Raw genomic sequence first — 22,006 nt, forward strand, 5'->3', positions numbered from 1 at the left:
GCGTCGAGGTCAGGCCAGGACCGGCTCCGCAGCGCGGATCGGCGTCGGGTCGGCCCGGTAGGCGGCCGAGGCCTCCTCGGTCCGCCAGCAGGCGACGCGGTGGCCGGGGGCGATCTCGGCGACCGGGGGCATCTCCCGGCGGCAGCGCTCTTCCGCCAGGAAGCAGCGCGGCGCGAACGGGCAGCCCGGCGGCCGGTTGGCGAGGTCCGGCGGGCTGCCCGGGATGGTCTGAAGCCGGGAGCCCTTGGCGAGCGCGCCTTCCGCCCGGCTGCGCAGCAGACCGATCGTGTAGGGGTGGTGCGGGTTCAGCACGACCTGATGCGCGGTGCCGGTCTCGACGATCTTGCCCGCGTACATCACGGCGATCCGGTCAGCGACCTCGACCGCCGCGCCGAGATCGTGCGTGACGATGACGATCGACAGGCCGAGATCCCGCTGCAGCTCGCGCAGCAGCAGAAGCACCTGGATCTGCACCGTGGCGTCGAGCGCCGTGGTCGGCTCGTCGGCGAGCAGCACCTGCGGCCGGCAGGCGAGCGCCAGGGCGATCATGGCCCGCTGGCGCATGCCGCCCGACATCTCGTGCGGGTAGTTGTCGAGGCGCCGCTCCGGGCTCGGGATCCGCACCCGCTCGAACAGGGCGAGCGCCCGCTTGCGCGCCTCGTCCTTGGAGATCTTCTCGTGTCGCCTGATCGCCTCGGTGATCTGCTGACCAACCGTGTAGACCGGATCGAAGGCGAGCAGCGGCTCCTGGAAGATCATCGAGACGTCGCCGCCGCGGAAATCGGCGAGCTGGCGCTTGGTCAGGGCCTGCACGTCCCGGCCGGCGGCTCGGATCGTGCCGTCGATCCGGCTGCGTCCTTCCGGGAACAGGCGCAAGATCGCCCGCAGGGTCACGCTCTTGCCGGAGCCGGATTCGCCGATGAGCGCCAGCGCCTGACCGCGCTCCAGAGTGAGGTCAACGCCGTCGACGACCTGCACCTTGCCGAAGGCGACGCGCAGGTCCTTGAGGGTGACGGCGGGTTCGACCGAAGGGGTGGGATTTGAAGTGCTCATGCCGCGAGCGCCCGATCCGGCGCAGCCGAATGGCCGGAGCCGGGCTGCCGGGCGAGGCAGGCGACCCGGTGCAGCGGCCGGATCGCGTCGAGCGGCGGCTCCTTCTCGGCGCAGACACCCTCCGCGAGGGCGCAGCGCGGGTGGAAGCGGCAGCCGGAGGGCGGGTCGATCGGGTTCGGCGGATCGCCCTGCAGCAGCGCGGCCTGCGTGCGGTTGTCGGGATCGAGCGAGGGCATCGAGGCGAGCAGCGCCTCGGTGTAGGGGTGCGCCGGCGCGTCGAGCACCGTGTCGGACGGACCGATCTCGGCGACCCGGCCGAGATACATCACCATCACCCGATCGGAGATGAAGCGCACGACGTTCAGGTCGTGGCTGATGAAGATGTAGGTCAGGCCGAACTCGGCCTTGAGGTCGAGGAGCAGGTTCAGCACCTGCGCCTCCACCGACTTGTCCAGCGCCGAGACCGCCTCGTCGAGGAGCACCAGCCGCGGCTCAAGAGCCAGCGAGCGGGCGATGTTGACCCGCTGGCGCTGGCCGCCGGAGATCTCGTGCGGATAGCGGCCGGCGAAGCGCTTCGGCTCCAGGCCGACCCGGGCGAGGAGTGCCCGGGCGCGCTCCACCGCCTCCCGGCCCGGCACGCCGTTCACCTTCGGGCCAAAGGCGATCGACTGCTCCACCGTCATGCGCGGGTTGAGCGAGGCGTAGCTGTCCTGGAACACCATCTGCACCTGGCGGCGGTAGGACCGCCACGGCATGGCGCGCTCGCCGATTGCCTGGCCGTCGTACAGCATGGCGCCGGAGTCGCGCTCGATCAGGCCCATCAGCAGCTTGGCGGTGGTGGACTTGCCGCAGCCGGACTCGCCGACGATGCCCAGCGTCTCGCCCTTCAGGACATCGAAATCGACGCCGTCGACGGCGCGGACCACCTGTTTCTTGCCCCCGGCCTTGCGGACCGGGAAGTGCTTGGTCAGCCCCGAGACCGACAGGAGCGGCTGGGCCGGTCCGCCGCGGTCGCGGGCGAACGGATCGGGGGCGTCCGGGATGACGCTCACTGGCGAATCTCCATGGCGGCGCGCAGGCCGTCCGAGAACAGGTTGAAGGCGATCGAGACGAGGAAGATGCACACGCCCGGCAGGGCGGCGACGACCGGGTTCACGTAGATCGCCGTGCGCAGGGTGTTGAGCATCAGGCCCCATTCGGGCTCCGGCGGGCGCACGCCGAGGCCGAGGAACGACAGGCCCGAGGCTAGGATCATCGAGACCGAGATCAGGCTGGTCGAATAGACGAAGATCGGCCCGACGACGTTGCCGAGCACCTGCACGCGCATAATCGTCAGGGCTGAGGCGCCCGACAGCTTGGCAGCGTCGATGTAGTCGCGGCGGCGGATGCCCGTGGTGACGCTCTCGGCCACCCGGGCGATCTGGGGCACGAACACGCAGGTCAGCGACACGATCGAGTTGAAGATGCCCGCACCCAGGGCGCCGGAGAGAGCGATCGCCAGCAGCACGGAGGGAAAGGCGAAAAACACGTCGATCGTGCGCATCAGGATCGTGTTGGTCCAGCCGCCGACATAGCCGGCCAGGATCCCGATTCCGGAGCCGATCACGAAGGCGATCAGCACCGGGGTGACGCCGATGAACAGCGACAGGCGCGAGCCCAGCATCAGCCGGCTGATCATGTCGCGGCCGAGCTCGTCTGAGCCCAGCCAGTAGGTGGCGTCGCCGACATGCTTGAGGCGGCGCAGCATGGAGCCCTTGTAGGGGTCCATCGGGGTGATCCAGGGCGACAGGAGCGCGATGAGCACCACCAGCAGGATCACGGCGCCGGCGCCCATGGCGACGGGATCGCGCACCAGCCGGTGGCCGACATGGCCCCAGAAGCCCCGCGACGGGACGAAGGCGGCCTCGGGCCCGTGGGCAGCATCCTCGGCGGCCAGCACGCCGCCGTCGAGGGCGATGGAGGCCGCGGTGACGGGAGCAGTCATGATCGGGCTCCGGCTCAGGCGCGCTCGATGCGCGGGTCGAGGGCGGTCTGCATCACGTCCACCAGGAGGTTGAGGAGCACGAAGAACATCGCCAGCACGAGGATCGAGCCCTGGAGCAGGGGCAGGTCGCGCTGGAAGATCGCTGCGTTGAGCAGGAAGCCGGTGCCCGGCCACGCGAACACGGTCTCGACCAGGATCGAGCCGCCGAGCAGGTAGCCGAGCTGCAGGCCCATGATGGCCAGCGCGGTCGGGGCGGCGTTGCGTACGACATGCCTGAACACGCCGCGCTCATCCATGCCCTTGGCGCGCAGCGCCTCGACGAAATCCTGGGACAGGATGTCGGCGACGAGCGCCCGGACCGTGCGGGCGATGATGCCCATCGGGATCACCGACATCGTGACCGCCGGCAGGATCATATAGCGCAGGTGGTCGAAGTCCGGACGCCAGTTGCCGGAGCCGTCGGGCCCGGCGCCGGTGGGCGGCAGCCAGCCGAGTGTGGCCGAGAACACGATCACCAGCACCATGCCGAGCCAATAATGGGGCACGCTCACGCCGAAGACTGAAAGCGCGGACGCGGCCCGGTCGGCGAGCGAGTTGCGGTGATAGCCCGCCACGAAGCCGAACAGCGTGCCGAAGGTGAAGCCGATCACGGTCGCCACGGAGGCGAGGATCAGGGAGTTCACCACCGCCCGGCTGACCTCACCCAGCACCGGCCGTCCGGTGGCGATCGAGGTGCCGAGGTCGCCATGCAGCACGTGCCAGAGCCAGATCAGGTACTGGACCGGCAGTGGCTTATCGAAGCCGTAGGCCGCGCGCATCTCGTCGATCATGGACTGCGTCGCGTCGACCGGCAGGATCGCGCTCAGCGGATCGCCCGGCGCGAGGTGGACGAGGAGGAAACAGACCACGCTGACCCCGAACGCCACGGGGGTCGCGTAGAGCAGGCGCTTGAGGGTGTAGAGGAGCATCACTTGCCTTTTGGCCGATGGATCTATCGTCGCCGCTGAACCTCCCTCCCCCCTCTGCGGGGGAGGGTGGCCCCCGAAGGGGGTCGGGAGAGGGGAGCGACGGTGTAGGAGAGGACGCGACGGGCGCTCCATCCTGCATCGTCGCGCTGCCCCTCTCCCGCCCCGCATGCGTGGGGCACCCTCCCCCGCAGAGGGGGGGAGGGTTAGCGTGGCGGCGCTACCGCGCCGCCGTCGCGATGGTGATCTTCGAAAAGTCCTGGAACCAGTTCTGCGCCTGGACGAAGCCCTTCACCTTTGGGCTCATCGCCCGCGGATTCACGTCGTGCGTGATCATGACGAACAGCGCATCATCGACGTACTTCTCGTGGATCTTCTGCAGCACCTTCGTCTGCTCGGCCTTGTCGAAGGTGTTGCGGACCTGATCGAACAGCTTGTCCATCGCGGGATCGCAGTAATAACCCCAGTTCGTGCCGTTCGGCGGGGCGAGGTTGCACTGCAGGTGGCGGATGAAGCCGGTGAACGGATCCTGGATGAAGTACGAGTAGTTGATCGCCGAGACGCCGCGGGAGATGTCGGCCTTGGCGCCGGCCCGCCAGATGTTGATCAGCGTGTTCCACTCGACCACCTCGTAGTCGACCTGGATGCCGACCTCGGCAAGGTTCTGCTGGATGAATTCGTTCATCGGCAGCGGCTGCATCTGGCCCGAGCCCGAGGCCGAGATCGCGACCTTCAGCTTCAGGGGCTTGGCCGGGCTGTAGCCGGCCTCCGCGAGCAGCTTCTTGGCGGCCTCCGGATCGTACTTGATGTCGAAGGTCGGATGGCCGAACCACTGGTGGCCGGGCGGCATGAAGCCCTTGGCGGGGATGGCGAGGCCGCCGAGCAGCTCCTTCAGGCCCTCGCGGTCGATGGCGAGGTTGGCCGCCTTACGCACGCGGATGTCGTTCCAGGGCGAGCCCTCGACCCGCGACAGGTGCCACGTCCAGTTATGCGGATAGGCGTTGGTGACGATGGTGAAGCCGGCGCTCTTGAGCGATTCCACCGCGTCGGGCGCGGGCGCCTCGATCCAGTCCACCTGACCGGAGCGCAGGGCGGCGGTCCGGGCATTGGCCTCGGGCAGCGGGATCAGCACCAGCTTGTCGAGCTTCGGCACCCGATCCTTGTCCCAGTACTCCTTGAACGGCACCATCTCGGCGCGCTCGCGGGGGGCGAACAGGGTCAGCTTCCAGGGGCCGGTCCCAGAGGGCTGCTTGGCGAAGGCGTCCCAGGACTTGCCCAGCTTCTCCCACTGGGCGGGCGACGACATCATGATCCAGGCGATCTGGTAGGGCAGCGTCGCGTCGGGGGCTTTGGTGGTGATCTCGACGGTCATCGGATCGACGACGCGATAGGTTGCCACCGCCGGGATGCGGGTCTTGCCCTGCGCCGACTGGCGCGGGTCGTATTGCGGCGCGTCGCTCTTCAGGAGCTTGTCGAGGTTCCAGACCACCGCGTCGGCGTTGAAGTCCGAGCCGTCGTGGAATTTCACGCCGGGCCGGAGCTTGAAGGTCCACTTGGTCTTGTCGCTCGGATCGACGGTCCAGCTGGTGGCGAGCCCCGGCACGAGGTCGGAGGCCAGTTCCGCGCTCGACAGGTCCCAATTGATGAGCCCGTCATAGACCGTGTAGCCGAGGAAGCGCATGCCCTCGCCGCCATTGTCGGTCTGGCCAGTGGTCAGCGGGATGTCGGAGGCGGTCATGCCGATCCGGAGCGTCCCCTGCGCGAGGGCGGCAGAGCTCGCCGAAAGCGCCAGGGCGCCGGCCAGCGCCGCACGGGCGCCGAATTTTCTCAAACGGGACAGCATCTTGGATCGGGTACTCGCGTGGGTCCGGGCCAATCGGGCTCGGCATACGCTCGACCGTATGCAAGCCGGCGGCCAGTCGGCCCGCGCAGCTATCCAGCGTCGATCAGGCTCACATGCGCGGCCACCACCCGCCAGCCTTCGGGGAAGCGCACCCAGGTCTGACTCTGGCGGCCGATCTTCCCAGGGGCAGAGGCGCGGGTGAACAGTGTCATCGCGGTGGCGTAGTCGCGCCCGTAGGTGGTAATCTGCGTCTGAGCGAGGGTGCGCTCCAGGCCGACCGGCGAGCGGGCGCGGCGAAAGGCGCGGATGGCGTCCATGCCGTAGAGGTTCTCGCCGATGCCATACCGGATGGTCAGCGGGTCGTCCCGGAACAGGGCCTCCAGGGTCGGCACGTCGTTGGTGGTGAGCGCCGTCTCGTAGGCCCGGAACGCGGCCTCGACTTCGGCCTTCACTGCGGGATCGTCGATCACCATCAGGTCAGCTCCGCGATGGGTGCCGCGCAGACGCCCGTTTGTTCGAGGTGGCGGGCCACGCGCAGCGCCAGATCCTCCCGCCACGGCGCGGCGATCACCTGAACGCCGAGTGGCAGCCCGTCGTCGAGCCAGACCGGCACGGCGACCACCGGCAGGCCGATGAACGAGATCGGCTGCGTGAAGACGCCAACATTGGCGCGCACCGGCAGGCTCACGCCGTCGAGGACGAAATGGGTCTGCCCACGCTTCGGCGCTCGGCACGGTGTGGCGGGTGCCAGGATCACGTCGACGCCGCCGAATAGGTCGAGCACCGCGTTCCGGTACCAGCGCCGGAAGCGCTGCGCCCGCTCGACGAAGGGCGCCGGGATCATCGCGCCGGCGATCAGCCGGTCCCGCACCGCCGGGTCGAAATCCCCGGGCCGGGTGCGCAGACGGTCGAGGTGGAGCGTCGCGCCCTCGGCGGCTGTGATCAGGTAGGCCGCCGCCCGGGCGCGGTGCGCCTCCGGCAACGCGACGGTGCGTTCGGCACCCAGTGCCTCCGCGACGCGCGCCACCGCCGCGAAGGCCTCCGGATCGCCGCCCCGGGCGAAGTAGCCGCCCGCCACCGCGATCCGCAGGCCGCCGATGCCGGAGTCCAAGAGCGGCATGACTGGCTCGGGCGCTCGGGTCGTCGCCACCGGGTCGTCCGGATCGGGGCCCTGCATGGCGTCGTACGCCAGAGCGAGGTCGGCGGCGCTGCGCGCCATCGGCCCGAGGTGATCGAGGCTGCCGACAAAAGGGAAGCTTCCGGCGCGGCTGAGGCGCCCATAGGTCGGCTTCAGCCCAAAGCATCCGCAGAAGGCCGCGGGCACCCGGATCGAGCCGTTCGTGTCCGAGCCCAAGGTCAGCGGCACCATCCCGGCGGCGAGGGCCGCGCCGGAACCGCCGGACGAGCCGCCGGTCATGTGATCCAGGGCGTGCGGATTTCGGGCGTCCCCGTCGTGGACGTTCTCGCCCGTGAAGTCATAGGCGTATTCGCCCATGTTGAGTGCGCCGACCAGGATTGCCCCGGCTGCTTCGAGGCGGCGCACCAGGCTGCCGTCACGCTGGGCCGCAGGACGCTCGCGGTTGATCTTCGAGCCCGCCCGCGTGGGAAGCCCCGCGATATCGATCAGGTTCTTGGCCGCGAAGGGAACACCGGCGAGCGGGCCGGCGGTGGCACCGCCGCTCAAAGCAGCATCGAGGGCATCGGCCCTGTCGAAGGCGCGGGCCGCCAGGACCTCGGTGAAGGCGTTGACGCGGGGGTCAGACCGCTCGATCCGCCCAAGAACGTCCGCCACGACATCCCGCGCCTTGCGACGCCGGCCTGCAACGGCTGCAGCGATCGCGGCTGCCGAGGTCGGGATCGGTCCGCTCACGCTTCGAACCTCGGCGCGGCTTCGCTCTCATCCGGCAACGGGAAACTCGTTATCAGGGCGGCCGCTGCGGCGAGAACGCGGAGATTCGCGCAGATCGACGCGGTCCAGGCGTCATCGATCTCAAGGCCGAGCAGCGGACGCGCCGCAGCCACGTACGCTTCTGGCGCGAATGATTGTTCAGCTTCCTGCATCGGTCTTCCCGTGTCGGCGCGTCGAAGAGCGCGACGCCATCCTAGCAGGGTATGTGCCGGGCGATCGCACAACCAGTGAATGACGAATGTGCCTATTTATTAGGCAATTTTGGATCGCGCGAACCGGCGGCGTGTGCATCAGGATTGTGCTGTGCGTTTCAGCAACGGGCATTCCGCCTCGGCATATCGAGTCTCGACCACGGGCCGGTTTACCCCGTGCCGCTCCATTCGACGGGACGCCCCAACGCAGGTGGCAATGTGGATCTTGCAGACCAGGGGTGCCGGTTGTGAAGACCGAGGCATGCAAAGGTCTGCCGCACGGTGGACGGCATAGAGACTTGGAATGGATTGACGTCTTGGGTCGCGCGGACCTGAACTTGGGCGAGCCATGCCGCCTTGCCGCGACGCTTGTCGGCGCCTCCCGCACGACCTATCTTCCGTGTAGCGGGCTCTGCATCGTGGCATGACGCCGACGCGATGCGTGGCCTACGCTTTGATGTTTTCCTGCATCGCCCTGCGAAACTCTTATCGAGACGATGTGGATTGTCGCCCTACCGACCGGCAGCGCGCAACACCGCGATTGCATCGCGGATAGGGCTCTGGTTAAGGGCTTGTCGTTTTCAAACCTTGGTTCGACCCGAACGCTGCAGCGCAAGCTCAGGGCTCGGGTCGAACCATCGGCGGCGCCGATGGATCGGCACGGTTCTGAGGTCCGGGGACGGCGTCGGAATCTGCGGACTGATGTCCCTCTCCGGCTTGACCGGATGCCCTGACATGATGCCAAACTGAGAAAGGTCAGATGAGCGCATTCGACTACAGGAATTTCGACGACCGCCGTCAGAACTCACAGAATGCTAAGGCCGCGTTGCTGGCCAAATTCAAGGCGCGACCGCCGTCCGATGATCCGGAGGTGATCGCCAAGGCCAGGGCCCGCGCGGAAGTCGCGAAGGCGCGCGAGGAGCGGGCCCGGGAACGCGAGGCGGCCCGGATCGCTGCCGAGCTCAAGGCCGCCGAGGAGAAGCGTGAGCGTGAGGAGGCCGAGCTCGCCGCTCAGCTCGCCCGCGAAGCCGCTGAACTCGCCGCCGCGCAGGAGCGCAAGTCTGCCGAACTCGCGGCCAAGAAGGCCCAGCGCGACGCTCGGTACGCGGCGCGGAAGGCCAAGGTGAAGGTCAAGCGCTGAGCGCCTGTTTCATCGTCGAGCGCCTCCCGAAGCGACGCCCGCCTTCCCCGGCGGGCGTCGTTGCGTTGAGGGGCTCCGAGGTGGTCGGTGGAAACCGAACGGGCGCGCCCAGCGTTGCGCCTTCTCAGTCCGCGGTCTCGGTTCCTGCGGCCGCGTGGGCGAGGATTGCACAATGCGCTTCCAGGTCGTCCTGGCTCTGAGTCCGATCCTGCTGTGGTCGGGCGCTGCACGGGCGCAGGACGGGACCACCGCGATCGCCTGCGATACCTTGCTGGCGGCCCGCCGGGTCGATGCGGCGACGGGCTCGGGTCAGCCGCCTGCCACCGATGCCGGGTGTCGCCGCGTCGAGCGGGACAAGATCCGTTCGGTGGAGCAGCGGGCGCTGATTGGCGGCGCACCCTACGAGTGCATGACCATCGCCGGAGCCGGCCGCTGCCTGTGGATCGTGCCCTGATGCGCCGCGCCTGGTGGGCATGTCAGTCGTCCATGCGCAATTCACGCCGCGGTGGACTACGCTATGTCGGCGTACAGTTTGAGCTGGGACGATAGACCGTATGCCGATTCTCCGGACCCGTAGGCGTTTCTCCGCAGGGCTGTGGTCCGGAGCGCTGATTGGCCTGGTCCTGGCCGCCAACCCTGCGCGGGCCGAGCCTCCGATCCGGAGCCCCGAAGATGCGGCGTGCCGGCTGGAGGCAAAGGCCAAGGTCTTCTCGGCACCCAATCCCCGTGGCCTGGAGCTGGAGGAGATCGGGCGCCAGATCTACTATGCTTGCATGAGCCGCATCAGCGCGGCGGCCCAACCGGTCAAGCGTGGGAAACGGCGGCATCGCCGCCGTTGAGGCGTTCTGGCTGGCCGTTCACGCGTCCAGAGGGGCGCCGATCCGGGCGCGAAGCCGCAGGCGCAGAGCCTCGTTGCCGCCCTCCTCCTGCAGCGCCGTCATCAGGCGCAGGAGATGGCTCAGGGGCGTCGACCGGCATGCGACGGCCTCGGCGATCTGCTCGGTCAGCGTCTTGGCGGCCGGAACGAAGCGCGACGCGGTTTCGGCCTGGTGAGTCTGGGGCATGCGAGACGCTCGTCCTTCGAAAGGATCCAGATTGGCGGGCGGGTCGCTACGCCTTTCACCCGCGCCGCACCAGCCCTTTTCGCGAAATTCGGTAGCCGGCATCGATCATCGTTACCGCATTGCAACACGGCGGATGAATTGTGTGGACATCCGCGCGTGTGGCGCGTCCAGGGCTTGTCCGTTCGACGCTCATCGTTTTGCCAACGGCGATTGCGCGAACCAGTCGAGCAAATCCTGAGGGTCGCGGTAGAGCGCGATGCAGCCCGCGCCCGAGAGGTCGGCTTCCGGGAATCCGCCGCAGAGCAGGCCGATGGTCGGCAGACCCGCCTTCGCGGCGGCCTCGGCATCGTACGGCGTATCACCCACCACGTGGATCTGGTCGGAGGGCGCGCGGTTCAGCTTCTTGAGCGCGGCCTCGAAGATATCCGGGTGCGGTTTCGACCGGTCGGCATCGTCTGAGCTGGTTGAAACGTCGACCAGATCCCCAATGCCCAGGATCTCCGTGTAGCGCTCGACCTCGGACCGCTTGCCCGAGGAGGCCAGTGCGATCTTGAGACCGTCCGCGCGGATCCGCTCGAACAACGCGCGGACACCAGGGAACGGACGCACCTCCGGCAGGAACTTCCGCTTGAACAGATCGGACCGGTAGGCCTCGATCGTGTCGCCCTCGCGCTCGATTCGTTCTGCGGGCAGGAAGACGGGCATGAGTTCATCGCCGCCCTTGCCGATCTGGCTGCGCACCTGCGCTTCATCCGTCGCGACGCCGAAATGGGCGAAGGCCTCGACCCAGGCCCGCGCGTGCAGGTCCACGCTGTCGAGCAAGGTTCCGTCGATGTCGAAGATCACCGCGCGCATTACAGCTCCGTCGCGGCACATGCGGCCCGCGTCAGGCCGGTCAACGGGAGCGGCATGCGGCCTGTTCCCGCCGGGGAACCAGAACGGCAGAAGCCCGCCCCTGGGGAGGGGCGGGCTTCTGAAGCGACCCTTGCCTGGAGGCGCGGTCGTATCAGTGCATGGAGGCCGGAGCGCGGGCCGGCTTGGCCTTGGCGGCCAGACCCGCCGTCACGGCGGTCTTCGAGGCCCGAACGGGCTTCGGCGCGGTCGGCTTGGCGGCCGCCTTGACCGGCGCGGATTTCGGCGCTGCCGGCTTGGCGGCGGCGGTCTTCGGAGCGGTAGCCTTCACAGTGGCAACCTTGGGCGCCACGGCCTTCGCGGGAGCCTTGGCGGCCTTCGCGGCAGGAGCGACCTTCACGGCAGGAGCCATCTCGGACACGATCGTGCCGGCCGCCAGCACAGCGTTGGCGCGCAACTCGGCTTCCGCCCGCAGCCAATGCACGGCGGCCTGACCGTGGATGCGGCCCTCGTTCTCCCAAATGTAGTAAGCGCACTCGCGCACGTGGTGCTCGCTGATCTGCATGCCGTCGATCTCCTGTCGGTCCCGTCATGGACGATGGGAGGGGGTGGTTAAGGGGCGGTTAACCCCGCCGCCCGGCCGCGTTCGCCACCCCGGGCCGGCTCGGACGGTACTGCTTGCGGCACTGGGTTCGCCGTGCTGCGACGCGTCACCGGCGGATGTCGGGTCTGTGCAAGATCGGGCGGTGCTCCCCCCGCGCGGCTGGCAGCCGCGCTGGGGCCGGCGGGATTGTCCGGCGGGAATGCCGGTGCGGCAGGCTCCATGCCTCCGGAGCCGCTTATTCCGTGCGCCCCAGGACCCGACGCGTCTCGGCGAGGAGAACCGCATGACGCTCCGCGGCGGACCCCTCGTCCGGTGTCGCGCGGCTTGCCTGGACGATCAGCGCCTGGAACCGGCGGCGATCCAAGGCCCAGAACCGGAGGCTCGCCAGCACCGCACCGAGCACGGTCTGAACAGCATCGGTGCGTGCCTCGGCGCGGGCTATTGCCTCCGTGCTGGCCTGATCAGCCTCCCGGGGTACCGTGCGGGCGGCCGCCGCGCTCCGCACGGCTTCGAGTTCCGCCGCGCAGAGCTGCCGCGCCCGCCAGGCTTGGCTGTGCTGGTGCGTGCGGATCGCGAGCAGGACCCTGAGGGAGGCGGCCTCGGCCTGGGCTTCCTCCAGCTTCGCCTGGGTCTGACGCAGGATATCGATGGACTCCTGCCTGAGCGTCTCATCCCCAGTCACAGTCACCGCCGGCTCCTCTGGCACCCGAATCCGCTCGTCCTCCCGCGTGGCGAAGGGAATGTCCACTCCTGCCGTCCGGGGCGCAGGTTGAGAAAATCGGGTTGCCGGTCCACATGGACGGTTGCGCCTCGGGGCGCATGTCCCGGCCGGCCTTGAACCGGCGCAGCGGAGTGATCCCACCATGTTCATCCAGACCGAAGCCACGCCGAACCCGGCGACCCTGAAATTCCTCCCCGGCCGTGTGGTCCTATCCGAATCGACCTTCGAGGCGCGGGACGCCGAGGCGGCGACCCGCTCCCCCCTCGCTTCGGCCCTCTTCGCGGTCCCCGGGGTGTCCGGCGTCTATTTCGGACACGACTTCATCTCCGTGACCAAGGCGGAGGACGGTTCCGAATGGGCGCAGGTGAAACCGGCGGTACTCGGCGCGATCATGGAGCATTTCCAGTCGGGTGCGCCCGTGATGGTCGAGGGCGGCCACGACGCGGACGAGCCCGGCGACGAGTTCTACGACGAGGCCGACCACGATACGGTCGTCACGATCAAGGATTTGCTTGAGACCCGTGTGCGCCCGGCGGTGGCCGGCGACGGCGGCGACATCACCTTCCGCGGCTACAAGGAAGGCGTCGTCTACCTGGAGATGAAGGGCGCCTGTTCCGGCTGCCCGTCCTCGACCGCGACGCTGCGGCACGGGGTGCAGAACCTGTTTCGGCACTTCCTTCCTGAGGTGCGCGAAGTCCAGGCGATCTGAGGGAACAGGCCTGATCGGACGGGCACGGCCTGCGGGTTCGCGGCCTGTCCGAGCCCGCTCCGAGTGTGCGTGTGGTCGGAGTTGCGAAGAGCCGGCCTATACTGCGGCGCCGGGCGTCGTCGGAAGGCGCCTTCCAGTGTCCGGCGTTGGATTCCGAGATGGTTCGGCGGCCTGCCCGATTCCTGTACAGTCCGCATTATCGGATCTGGCCATGAAATTTCCAGCACGGGCGGCATCGAGAAAGGGTCTGGGCAGGAGCTTGTGATAGCCAAGCAACAGCTTTTGAAGGTCGACATTACGTAGGTTGTCAAATATTTTGTATCGATCGACTATGTGAGCTTAATTTTCCGGCAATTGACGACGGCGAGTATTCGGTTTTGATTGCCATCGTTTAGGTTTTTTTTGAAGTTGACGGCGGGCTTCATCATGGCGTTCGTCTCCCAGAGCTCTGGGAGGGCCGGATGAACTTTCTCGCGCGTGTGGACGTCGTCAAAAAGCTGATGTCGATCAACCTGATGGTTGGTGCGATCGTGAGCGGATGTATCTGGTATGCCCAGTCGCACATGGAGGCGGTCGACGAAACTTATACTTCGCTCATCGCCCGGGAGGCGAAGGCCGTCTCGAACGTGCGTCGCAGCAATCGCCTCTACACCTCGATCAACTATCTCGTGTACCGGATGATCGCCGAGACGGACCCGGAACGGCTGCGCGCGTCCACAGCGGAGATGGACAGCCTCGTTCGGCAGATGGACGTCACCCTTTCGGATCTCGTGCGGCAGGCCCCGACCTTCGCGGGCGCGATCGGCCAGCAGCGCGAACGGATCATGCGCTACGTCCACGCGGCCGAGGAGGTGCGCACCTTGGCACTCGCCGGTGACAAGGCTGCGGCTCTCGAGCGGGCGCACCAAACCTCCGAGCCGGCCTTCGCTGGCCTGGGCCAGGCGGGGACGAAGCTGGGGAATGCGATTGAGGACGACATGATCCAGCAATCGCACGAGCTCAGCGCCCAGACGGAAGCGACACGCTATAGCCTGATCGGTTTCGGTCTGTTCGGCCTGCTCGTCGGCATGGCGGGTCTCTGGGCGATGGCGATGCTCGGCATCGTGCAGCCGCTGCGCAGTCTCGTGGCGGTGCTGGAGCGCATGGCGCGGGGGGAGACCGGCCTGCCGATTGCCGAGGCGCAACGTGGCGACGAGATCGGCGCCGTGGGTCGGGCCGTCGAGGGCATCCGGACCCTCGTGGCAGCGCGCAACGCGCAGGAGGCGGAAGAGAAGCGGATCACACAGGAGGCTGCCGGCTTGGAGCAGCGCCGCGCCGTCATCGCGGTCGCGGATCGGTTTGAGGCCGCGGTCGGCGGCATCGTCGGGCAGGTCGCGTCGTCGGCCACCACACTCAAGGCCACGGCGGAGACGATGACCGCCATGGCGGCCCGGACCGCCGAGCAATCCGCGAGCGTCGCCGCTGCTGCGGGCGAGGCGGCCAGCAGCGTCGACACGGTGGCGGCCGCCGCTGAAGAGCTCAGCGTTTCCATCGGCGAGATCGGCCGGCAGGTCACGAGTTCCTCGGATCTGGCGCAGCGCGCGGTGGCGGAGGCCGACCGGACCTCTACGCTGATGCAGGAGCTGAGTGACGCCGTGTCGCGAATCGGTGCCGTCGTCGGACTGATCTCCGACATCGCCAGCCAGACGAACCTCCTGGCGCTCAACGCCACCATCGAGGCGGCCCGGGCCGGCGAGGCGGGGCGCGGCTTCGCGGTGGTCGCCGCCGAGGTGAAGGAATTGGCCCAGCAGACCGCGAAGGCCACGGACGAGATCGCCGCGCAGATCGGACGCGTGCAGGGTTCGACCGGCCAGGCCGGATCGGCGATCGCCTCGATCACGGAGCGAATCCGCGAGATCAACGCCGTCGCGGGCAGCATCGCGGCTGCCGTGGAGCAGCAGAGCGCATCGACGCAGGAGATCGTGCGCAACGTCGCGATGACCGCCAGCGGGACCGGGCAGGTGACCGATCATATCGCGGGCGTGGCCCAGGCCAACCAGGGGACCGAGACGGCCGCCACCGAGGTTCTGGCTTCGGCCTCCGAACTGACGCGGCAATCCGATCAGCTCGGCGCCGAGGTCCAGCGCTTCCTCGCGACCGTCCGCGCCGCCTGAGGTGCGGCGGGGCTGGCCCGGCGGCGGCGGATCAGGCGACCGGCGCAAGCCGGCAACACTCCGCGGCCGATGATCCCGTCAGCAGTGTCATGGCGCTGACGCGACGGGTATTTTGTTCTAACGCTGAGCGATCTGAGAGCCCCTCTCAAGCACCGTCCCGGACTGTAGCCTTCGGCTTTCGGAGACGGGACGATGCGACAGGGGCTAGGGAGGCGGTGGCCGGTCCGAGCCGGCATGCGGGAGTGGGCGTGCGTATCCTGGCCATCGACACAGCGCTGGACATCTGCGCCGCCTGCGTCGCCGCGGACGATGCCGAGTCACCCCTCTCCGCCGAATCCCTTTCGATGGAGCGCGGCCACGCGGAAGCCCTGCTGCCGCTAATCGAGCGGGTCATTGCGCGGGTCGAGGGCGGCTTTGGCGCGATCGACCGCGTCGCCGTCACGGTGGGGCCGGGCAGCTATACCGGCCTGCGGGTCGGCCTGTCGGCGGCCCGGGCGATCGGGCTCGCCACCGGCAAGCCCGTCGTCGGCGTCGGTACCCTCTCGGCCCTGCTCGCCCCCTTGCTGGCGGATGCCGGCGAGGGTTTGATCGCTGCGGCGGTCGATGCCCGGCACGGCGCGGTCTACGTTCAGGCCCTGGGGCCCGGCGATGGCCTGGCGCCGGCCCATCTCGCCGTGGAGGCCGCCGCCGAGCGCTTGGCGGGCAACGGCCCCGTACTGCTCGTCGGATCCGGCGCTCCGCTGCTCGCGGCGGCTCTGGCCACGCGCGGCGTGGCCGCCCGTATCGCCGGCATCTCCGCACCGGACATCGCCTCCGTGGCGTCGCTGGGCTTCGTGGCCGATCCCGATCACGCGCTCCCGCGTCCGATGTACCTGCGCGGGCCCGATGCGCGGCCCCAGGACCATGCGCGGATCGCGCGGCGATGACGCGCCCCCTGCCCTTCTGGCCCTTCGACTGGTGGTTCGCGTGGTGGGACGCGCTGACCCCGGAACCCTACGTGGCGCCGCTCTCCGACGCGTCCCAGGCCCCGGCCCTGGCCCGCCTGCACGCCACCGCCTTCGCGCGGCCCTGGGATGCGCACGAGTTCGAGCGCATGCTCTGCGAGCGCTCGACCCAGGCGCATGCGCTCTGGCGGTCGGGCACGCTCCACGGGTTCGTGCTCTCGCGCCGGGCCGCCGACGAGGCCGAGATCCTGACCGTGGTACTGTCCCCGGCCCTGCGCGGCGGCGGTCACAGCCGAAAGCTCCTGCGTGATCACCTCGCGAGTCTGGCCCTCGCAGGCATTGCCCGGGTGCATCTGGAGGTCGACGAGGGCAACGCGCCGGCCCTGCGCCTCTACGCCCGCAACGGCTTCCGGCAGGTCGGCGCGCGCACCGGCTACTACCTCAAGGCCGACGGCAGCCGGGCAACCGCGCTGACGATGACCGTCGATCTGTGACGTCGTGAGCCGCTTCGGCATCACGTGGCGCGTCGCGGCCCTGTGCCTCGCTTTCGCGATTCTGGCACCGCCGCACTGGGTGGCGCTGCGCCTGCTTGGCCGCCGCGCGAGCCTGGCGCCGATCCTGTTCCACCGCGTCTTCCTGCGCCTCTTCGGGGTGCGGGTGACGCAGACCGGTACGGCACCTGCCCCCGGCGAGGCGGCCCTGGTCCTCGCCAACCACGTCTCGTGGCTCGACATCATCGCCATCGGCTCGCTGCGGCCGCTCTCCTTCGTGGCGAAATCCGAGATCGCCGGCTGGCCGCTCATCGGCGCCCTCGCGGGGCTTCAGCGGACGATCTACATCGATCGGCAACGGCGGGGAGCGACCGCCACGGTGAGTGCAGCGATGGGGCATCGCCTGGCCGAGGGCGAGCTCGTGGTGCTGTTCGCGGAAGGCACGACCGGCGACGGCGTCCGGCTGCTGCCGTTCCGGTCTTCCCTGGTCGGCGCTGCCCGGGCGGCCTTGCAGGCCGAGGCGGGTCGAGGCCGTGTACGCCTCCAGCCGCTTGCGATCGCGTATCCCCGGCGCAACGGCCTGCCGGTGACCCTGTCCGAAAGATCCGAGATCGCGTGGTACGGCGACATGGAGCTGGCGCCGCACCTCGCCGCCTTCGTGCAGGGCGGCCCCATCGACGTGCATGTGGTCTGGGGCGCGCCGATCGCCTTCGAGGCGACCACCGACCGGAAGGCCGCCACGGCCGCCGCCGAGGCCGAGGTCCGCGCCGCGCTTCGGGGCGTCGGTGCCGGCGGCGACCGCGCGCCCGCCATCCATGCGAGCCCGGCGCGCCTCGACCTTCACGACCCAGAAGTCGCCGCGGTCTGACCGCCCGGATTCTGCGACACGCGCGATCGACCGGATCGCATGCAAGAACATCCGTAGAAATGGTCACTGGAATACATGATGCCGTGCATTGAGCGGGTCGAATCTCTCTGCTAGCTAGGCCGCAACCCGGAACAGTCGGGATAAGTGGAGGACGCCCGTTGCAAACCTGGAATCAGGTTTACGATCCGTTCGGGAGCCCGTGGCTCTCGACGCTCGCCGCCTCAGTGCCGGTCATCGCACTGCTCGCCATGATCGCCAGCGGGCGGGTGAAAGCTCACCTCGCAGCTGTCATCGCCCTCGGGCTCGCCCTGCTGGTCGCCATCGTGGGATTCGGCATGCCGACCGGCCTCGCCGGCCGGGCCGCGATCCTCGGGATGGTCACGGGCTTCTTCCCGATCGGCTGGATCATCCTCAACGTCATCTTCCTCTATCGGCTGACGGTGGAGAAGGGCTGGTTCGCGATCCTCCAGCAATCGGTGGCCGGCATCACGGCCGACCGGCGGTTGCAACTGCTCCTGGTGGCCTTCGCGTTCGGCGCCTTCTTCGAGGGCGCGGGCGGCTTCGGCACCCCGGTCGCCGTCACGGGCGCGATCCTGATCGGTCTGGGCTTCTCGCCGCTCGCGGCCTCGGGCCTGTCGCTGATCGCCAACACGGCGCCGGTCGCCTTCGGAGCGCTCGGCGCGCCGATTCAGGGCCTTGCGTCGGTGACCGGCTACCCGCCTGAGATCCTCGGCGCGATGATCGGCCGGCAGCTGCCGCTGTTCTCGCTGATCGTGCCGTTCTGGCTGATCTGGGTGTTTGCGGGCTTCCGCGGCATGATCCGGGTGTGGCCGCCGATCCTGGTCTGCGGCGCCTCCTTCGCGGTCGCGCAGTTCCTGATCTCCAACTACGTGAACCCCTGGATCGTCGATATCGGCGCCTCGTTGGCCTCGATGCTTGCGCTGGTGCTGTTCCTGAAGGTCTGGCACCCGAAGGAAATCTGGTCCTCGCCGGCTCTGCGCGGCCACGATCCGTCGCTCGCCGTCGCGGGTCCGCGCCCGGTGGCGCTCGGCGCCGGCGTGCCCGGTACGCCCCCGGTCCATGTCGGGGCCCGCACGGCCTCGCAGGGCGAGATCCTGATGGCCTGGGTGCCGTGGATCGTCCTCTCGATCATCGTCGCCATCTGGGGCACCGGCTGGTTCAAGGGCATCGTCAACCCGCTCTTCACCTGGAAGTACGAGGTGCCGGGCCTGCACAACGTGATCATGAAGGTCCCGCCGGTGGTGCCGAAGCCGGTGCCGGAGGGTGCGGTCTTCCTGTTCACCTACATGTCGTTCACCGGCACGGGTGTGCTGATCGCCGCGATCATCTCCGGCCTGATCATGCGCTTCTCGCCGCTGCGCCTCGTGACGGCCTATTTCGAGACGATCTGGGCCCTGCGCTACTCGCTCATCACCATCTCGGCGATGCTCGCGCTGGGCGTCCTCACCCGCTACGCGGGCGTCGACGCCACCCTCGGGCTGGCCTTCGCGGGGACCGGGATCCTCTACCCGTTCTTCGGCACGCTGCTCGGCTGGCTGGGCGTCGCGCTCACAGGGTCGGATACGGCGTCGAACGTCCTGTTCGGCGGCCTCCAGCGGATCACCTCCGAGCAGCTCGGCTTGCCCGGCGTGCTGATGGCGGCGGCGAACTCGTCGGGCGGCGTGATGGGCAAGATGATCGACGCCCAGTCGATCGTCGTCGCCTCCACGGCCACCGGCTATTTCGGGCAGGAGGGCAAGATCCTGCGCTTCGTGTTCTGGCACTCGATCGCGCTGGCCTGCCTCGTCGGCCTGTTCGTGATGCTCCAGGCCTACGTGCCGTTCTTCCAGCACATGGTGATCGACGTGCCTGCGGCGGTGCCCGCCGCTCACTGAGGCGGATCCATCAGCCGAAGCCATTGACCGGCCGCCCTCGGGCGGCCGGTCGCGTTTCAGGCGCCGCGACGGCCCGCGCGATCCGTGCTACAGGCCGGATGCCGGGCCCCGCGGGGCCGGCGTGAAGCTCAAGTGGACGGTTCGGGACGGGCGCGTTGAAGAAGGCCTACGTCAAATCCTACGGATGCCAGATGAACGCCTACGACGCGGCCCGCATGGCCGACGTCCTGGGCGCCGAGGGCTACGCGCCGACCGATTCGGTCGAGGACGCGGACGTCGTCGTCCTCAACACCTGCCACATCCGCGAGAAGGCCGCCGAGAAGGTCTATTCGGAACTCGGCCGCCTGCGCGTGCTCAAGGGTGAGCGCAAGGCGCAGGGGCTCGACACGCGCATCGTCGTGGCGGGCTGCGTTGCCCAGGCCGAGGGCGCGGAGATCCAGGCGCGCCAGCCGGCCGTCGACGTGGTGGTCGGCCCGCAGAGCTACCACCGCTTGCCCGACCTGCTGGCCCGCTCCCGCGAGCGCCGCGTGGTCGACACCGAATTTCCGGTCGAGGACAAGTTCGACCACCTGCCCCGGCGGCGGACCCTCGGGGCCTCGGCCTTCCTGACCGTGCAGGAGGGCTGCGACAAGTTCTGCGCCTTCTGCGTGGTGCCCTATACCCGCGGCGCCGAGGTCTCGCGCCCCGTGGCGGCGGTCCTGGCCGAGGCCGAGAAGCTGGCCGAAGGCGGCGTCCGCGAGGTCACGCTGATCGGCCAGAACGTGAACGCCTATCACGGCGCGGGGGCGGACGGCGCGCCGGTCGGCCTCGCCGAGCTGGTGCGGACGATCGCAAAAATCCCCGGGATCGCGCGGATCCGCTACACCACGAGCCACCCGAACGATTTCGACGACGCGCTGATCCGGGCCCATGCCGAAGTGCCGGCCCTGATGCCCTACCTGCACCTGCCGGTGCAGTCGGGCTCGGACCGGATCCTCGCCGCGATGAACCGCAAGCACACCGGCGACCAGTACCGCCGCCTGATCGACCGGGTGCGCGCGGCCCGGCCCGACATCGCCCTCTCGTCCGACTTCATCGTCGGCTTTCCCGGGGAGACCGATGCGGATTTCGCCGAGACCCTGCGGCTCGTGCGCGATGTGGGCTTCGAGAGCGCCTTCTCGTTCAAGTACAGCCCCCGCCCCGGCACGCCGGCGGCCGACCGGGGCGATCAGGTGCCGGACACCGTGATGGCGGCGCGGCTCGCGGAGTTGCAGGCCCTGCTCGACAGCCAGCGCCACGCCTATCAGCGGGCGGCCGAGGGCCGGGTGTTCGACGTGCTGGTGGAGAAGCCCGGCCGGCATCCCGGTCAGGTCGCGGGCAAGACGCCGCACCTCCTCGCAGTGCAGTTCGACGCGGCGCCCCACCATATCGGCACTGTCGTTCCGGTGCGGATCATCGAGGCGGGCGCCAACAGCCTGTTTGGGCAGCTCGTCTCGGAGGCCGTGGCGGCGTGAGGGGCATGACGAGGATGACGGCTTGAGCGCATCGGACGGGGCGGGCGCGCGCGGCGCCCTGAAGGGGCGCGGCCCGGTTCGCCCGGCTGGGCAGGACGAGGCGGTCGAGGTGCCGCTGACGTTCGACGACAACCGCCTCGCGAGCCTTGTCTTCGGTCAGTACGACCAGAACGTCGCCCATATCGAGCGCCGTCTGGACGTCACCGCCACGGCGCTCGGCAACCATCTCGTCATCAAGGGCTCGCCCGACGCCGCCGAGAAGGCCCGGCGGGTGTTCCAGAAGCTCTACGCGCGGGTTCGCACCGGCGGCAGCACGCTGACGCTCGGCGATGTCGACGGGGCGATCCGCGAGGCCACTGCGCAGGCGACCCTGTTCCCGGCCGAGACGATCGCGGCCGAGGCCGACAAGCCGCATTTCGAGCAGATCGCCACCCGCAAGCGCGGGGCCGTGCGGGCGCGCAACCCGGCGCAGGACGAATACATCAAGCTCCTGCGCACCAACGAGCTGGTCTTCGCCGAGGGGCCGGCCGGCACCGGCAAGACCTGGCTCGCGGTCGGCCACGCGGTCTCGCTGCTGGAGCAGGGCCATGCCGAGCGGCTGATCCTGTCGCGCCCCGCCGTCGAGGCCGGCGAGCGCCTGGGCTTCCTGCCGGGTGATATGCGCGAGAAGGTCGATCCCTATCTGCGCCCGATCTACGATGCCCTCTACGACTTCATGGAGGCCCGTCACGTCGACCGGGGCCTTCAGACCGGCCAGATCGAGATCGCGCCGCTGGCCTTCATGCGCGGGCGGACGCTCACCAACGCCGTGGTGCTGCTCGACGAGGCGCAGAACACGACCTCCATGCAGATGAAGATGTTCCTCACGCGGCTCGGCGAGGGTTCGCGCATGATCATCACGGGCGATCCCAGCCAGATCGACCTGCCGCCGGGCCAGAAGTCCGGCCTCGTCGAGGCGGTGCGCGTGCTGGACGGCGTCGAGGGGATCGGCCACGTGCGGTTCAAGGACATCGATGTCGTCCGCCACGACCTCGTGCGCCGGATCGTCACCGCCTACGAGTCGGCCGCTCACGGTGCGGACGAGGCCGAGCGCAATCCGAATCCCCGGCGCCGGCCGCTGGCGTGA

22 protein-coding genes are annotated in these 22,006 nt (G+C 69.1%); 10 read left to right on the forward strand and 12 right to left on the reverse strand.

The annotated features are described in order from the left end of the window. Positions 1-9: 9 nt before the first annotated feature. The 8 genes from BLQ49_RS03230 to BLQ49_RS03265 all read right to left on the reverse strand — a co-directional run bounded on the left by BLQ49_RS03230 (position 10) and on the right by BLQ49_RS03265 (position 7,906). Positions 10-1,053 (reverse strand): ABC transporter ATP-binding protein, encoded by a 1,044-nt coding sequence (locus tag BLQ49_RS03230; RefSeq protein WP_091713268.1) that lies wholly within the window; start codon positions 1,051-1,053, stop codon positions 10-12. Beyond that, on the reverse strand, positions 1,050-2,105 hold the full coding sequence (locus BLQ49_RS03235) for an ABC transporter ATP-binding protein (protein WP_091713269.1): 1,056 nt from the start codon (positions 2,103-2,105) through the stop codon (positions 1,050-1,052). Before BLQ49_RS03235 ends, BLQ49_RS03230 begins: the two co-directional genes overlap by 4 nt. Further along, entirely contained in the window at positions 2,102-3,037 is a 936-nt protein-coding gene (locus BLQ49_RS03240; RefSeq protein WP_091713271.1) for an ABC transporter permease, read from the reverse strand. Before BLQ49_RS03240 ends, BLQ49_RS03235 begins: the two co-directional genes overlap by 4 nt. A 14-nt stretch (positions 3,038-3,051) precedes the next feature. After that, positions 3,052-4,005, reverse strand: coding sequence for an ABC transporter permease (locus BLQ49_RS03245; RefSeq protein WP_091713273.1), 954 nt, complete (start codon positions 4,003-4,005; stop codon positions 3,052-3,054). Between the two features lie 217 nt (positions 4,006-4,222). Beyond that, entirely contained in the window at positions 4,223-5,845 is a 1,623-nt protein-coding gene (locus tag BLQ49_RS03250) for an ABC transporter substrate-binding protein (RefSeq protein WP_091713274.1), read from the reverse strand. 89 nt (positions 5,846-5,934) lie between these two features. Then, positions 5,935-6,318, reverse strand: a complete 384-nt coding sequence (hpxZ, locus tag BLQ49_RS03255) for an oxalurate catabolism protein HpxZ (protein ID WP_091713276.1) — start codon at positions 6,316-6,318, stop codon at positions 5,935-5,937. After that, positions 6,318-7,715: an AtzE family amidohydrolase gene (locus tag BLQ49_RS03260; protein ID WP_091713277.1), complete on the reverse strand. Its 1,398-nt coding sequence runs from the start codon at positions 7,713-7,715 to the stop codon at positions 6,318-6,320. Before BLQ49_RS03260 ends, hpxZ begins: the two co-directional genes overlap by 1 nt. Next, a complete protein-coding gene (locus tag BLQ49_RS03265) occupies positions 7,712-7,906 on the reverse strand; it encodes a DUF4089 domain-containing protein (RefSeq protein ID WP_091713278.1) in 195 nt (64 codons plus the stop codon). Before BLQ49_RS03265 ends, BLQ49_RS03260 begins: the two co-directional genes overlap by 4 nt. A gap of 799 nt (positions 7,907-8,705) precedes the next feature. On the opposite strand from BLQ49_RS03265, the gene BLQ49_RS03270 reads away from it, so the two are divergent. After that, positions 8,706-9,086 (forward strand): DUF6481 family protein, encoded by a 381-nt coding sequence (locus BLQ49_RS03270; RefSeq protein WP_091713280.1) that lies wholly within the window; start codon positions 8,706-8,708, stop codon positions 9,084-9,086. 172 nt (positions 9,087-9,258) lie between these two features. Further along, on the forward strand, positions 9,259-9,540 hold the full coding sequence (locus BLQ49_RS03275) for a hypothetical protein (RefSeq protein WP_091713281.1): 282 nt from the start codon (positions 9,259-9,261) through the stop codon (positions 9,538-9,540). 403 nt (positions 9,541-9,943) lie between these two features. Here the strand turns inward: BLQ49_RS03275 and BLQ49_RS03285 are convergent, their stop codons facing one another. The 4 genes from BLQ49_RS03285 to BLQ49_RS03300 all read right to left on the reverse strand — a co-directional run bounded on the left by BLQ49_RS03285 (position 9,944) and on the right by BLQ49_RS03300 (position 12,294). After that, on the reverse strand, positions 9,944-10,150 hold the full coding sequence (locus BLQ49_RS03285; protein WP_091713284.1) for a hypothetical protein: 207 nt from the start codon (positions 10,148-10,150) through the stop codon (positions 9,944-9,946). Positions 10,151-10,339: 189 nt separating this feature from the next. Further along, positions 10,340-11,005, reverse strand: a complete 666-nt coding sequence (locus BLQ49_RS03290) for an HAD family hydrolase (protein ID WP_091713285.1) — start codon at positions 11,003-11,005, stop codon at positions 10,340-10,342. 151 nt (positions 11,006-11,156) lie between these two features. Then, on the reverse strand, positions 11,157-11,567 hold the full coding sequence (locus BLQ49_RS03295; RefSeq protein ID WP_091713287.1) for a DUF2934 domain-containing protein: 411 nt from the start codon (positions 11,565-11,567) through the stop codon (positions 11,157-11,159). Positions 11,568-11,841: 274 nt separating this feature from the next. Then, entirely contained in the window at positions 11,842-12,294 is a 453-nt protein-coding gene (locus tag BLQ49_RS03300; RefSeq protein ID WP_244507413.1) for an atp-dependent helicase, read from the reverse strand. A gap of 175 nt (positions 12,295-12,469) precedes the next feature. Between BLQ49_RS03300 and BLQ49_RS03305 the strand changes: the two genes are divergently transcribed. From BLQ49_RS03305 to BLQ49_RS03340, 8 genes are all read left to right on the forward strand, one after another. Then, positions 12,470-13,036, forward strand: coding sequence for a NifU family protein (locus tag BLQ49_RS03305; RefSeq protein WP_091713289.1), 567 nt, complete (start codon positions 12,470-12,472; stop codon positions 13,034-13,036). A 461-nt stretch (positions 13,037-13,497) separates the two neighbouring features. Continuing rightward, positions 13,498-15,189 (forward strand): methyl-accepting chemotaxis protein, encoded by a 1,692-nt coding sequence (locus BLQ49_RS03310; protein ID WP_091713290.1) that lies wholly within the window; start codon positions 13,498-13,500, stop codon positions 15,187-15,189. Between the two features lie 248 nt (positions 15,190-15,437). Continuing rightward, positions 15,438-16,115: a tRNA (adenosine(37)-N6)-threonylcarbamoyltransferase complex dimerization subunit type 1 TsaB gene (gene tsaB, locus BLQ49_RS03315; protein WP_091713881.1), complete on the forward strand. Its 678-nt coding sequence runs from the start codon at positions 15,438-15,440 to the stop codon at positions 16,113-16,115. Further along, positions 16,112-16,627: a GNAT family N-acetyltransferase gene (locus BLQ49_RS03320; protein ID WP_091713292.1), complete on the forward strand. Its 516-nt coding sequence runs from the start codon at positions 16,112-16,114 to the stop codon at positions 16,625-16,627. Before tsaB ends, BLQ49_RS03320 begins: the two co-directional genes overlap by 4 nt. A 4-nt stretch (positions 16,628-16,631) precedes the next feature. Next, entirely contained in the window at positions 16,632-17,492 is an 861-nt protein-coding gene (locus BLQ49_RS03325) for a lysophospholipid acyltransferase family protein (RefSeq protein ID WP_091713294.1), read from the forward strand. A 158-nt stretch (positions 17,493-17,650) separates the two neighbouring features. Then, positions 17,651-19,387 carry an L-lactate permease gene (locus tag BLQ49_RS03330; protein ID WP_091713296.1) on the forward strand — a complete coding sequence of 579 codons (1,737 nt, stop codon included), beginning with the start codon at positions 17,651-17,653 and terminating at the stop codon, positions 19,385-19,387. Positions 19,388-19,542: 155 nt separating this feature from the next. After that, positions 19,543-20,880: a tRNA (N6-isopentenyl adenosine(37)-C2)-methylthiotransferase MiaB gene (miaB, locus tag BLQ49_RS03335; RefSeq protein ID WP_091713298.1), complete on the forward strand. Its 1,338-nt coding sequence runs from the start codon at positions 19,543-19,545 to the stop codon at positions 20,878-20,880. Positions 20,881-20,902: 22 nt separating this feature from the next. Next, positions 20,903-22,006: a PhoH family protein gene (locus BLQ49_RS03340; RefSeq protein ID WP_091713300.1), complete on the forward strand. Its 1,104-nt coding sequence runs from the start codon at positions 20,903-20,905 to the stop codon at positions 22,004-22,006.

It is taken from the genome of Methylobacterium phyllostachyos, assembly GCF_900103445.1.
GTDB lineage: Bacteria > Pseudomonadota > Alphaproteobacteria > Rhizobiales > Beijerinckiaceae > Methylobacterium > Methylobacterium phyllostachyos.

Coding starts and splice junctions, on each gene's coding strand:
- BLQ49_RS03230 (WP_091713268.1), bottom strand. CDS start 1,053: ATGAGCACTTCAAATCCCACCCCTTCGGTCGAACCCGCCGTCACCCTC.
- BLQ49_RS03245 (WP_091713273.1), bottom strand. CDS start 4,005: ATGCTCCTCTACACCCTCAAGCGCCTGCTCTACGCGACCCCCGTGGCG.
- BLQ49_RS03310 (WP_091713290.1), top strand. CDS start 13,498: ATGAACTTTCTCGCGCGTGTGGACGTCGTCAAAAAGCTGATGTCGATC.
- BLQ49_RS03285 (WP_091713284.1), bottom strand. CDS start 10,150: ATGCCCCAGACTCACCAGGCCGAAACCGCGTCGCGCTTCGTTCCGGCC.
- BLQ49_RS03305 (WP_091713289.1), top strand. CDS start 12,470: ATGTTCATCCAGACCGAAGCCACGCCGAACCCGGCGACCCTGAAATTC.
- BLQ49_RS03295 (WP_091713287.1), bottom strand. CDS start 11,567: ATGCAGATCAGCGAGCACCACGTGCGCGAGTGCGCTTACTACATTTGG.
- BLQ49_RS03270 (WP_091713280.1), top strand. CDS start 8,706: ATGAGCGCATTCGACTACAGGAATTTCGACGACCGCCGTCAGAACTCA.
- BLQ49_RS03320 (WP_091713292.1), top strand. CDS start 16,112: ATGACGCGCCCCCTGCCCTTCTGGCCCTTCGACTGGTGGTTCGCGTGG.
- BLQ49_RS03250 (WP_091713274.1), bottom strand. CDS start 5,845: ATGCTGTCCCGTTTGAGAAAATTCGGCGCCCGTGCGGCGCTGGCCGGC.
- hpxZ (WP_091713276.1), bottom strand. CDS start 6,318: ATGGTGATCGACGATCCCGCAGTGAAGGCCGAAGTCGAGGCCGCGTTC.
- BLQ49_RS03240 (WP_091713271.1), bottom strand. CDS start 3,037: ATGACTGCTCCCGTCACCGCGGCCTCCATCGCCCTCGACGGCGGCGTG.
- BLQ49_RS03275 (WP_091713281.1), top strand. CDS start 9,259: ATGCGCTTCCAGGTCGTCCTGGCTCTGAGTCCGATCCTGCTGTGGTCG.
- BLQ49_RS03290 (WP_091713285.1), bottom strand. CDS start 11,005: ATGCGCGCGGTGATCTTCGACATCGACGGAACCTTGCTCGACAGCGTG.
- BLQ49_RS03265 (WP_091713278.1), bottom strand. CDS start 7,906: ATGCAGGAAGCTGAACAATCATTCGCGCCAGAAGCGTACGTGGCTGCG.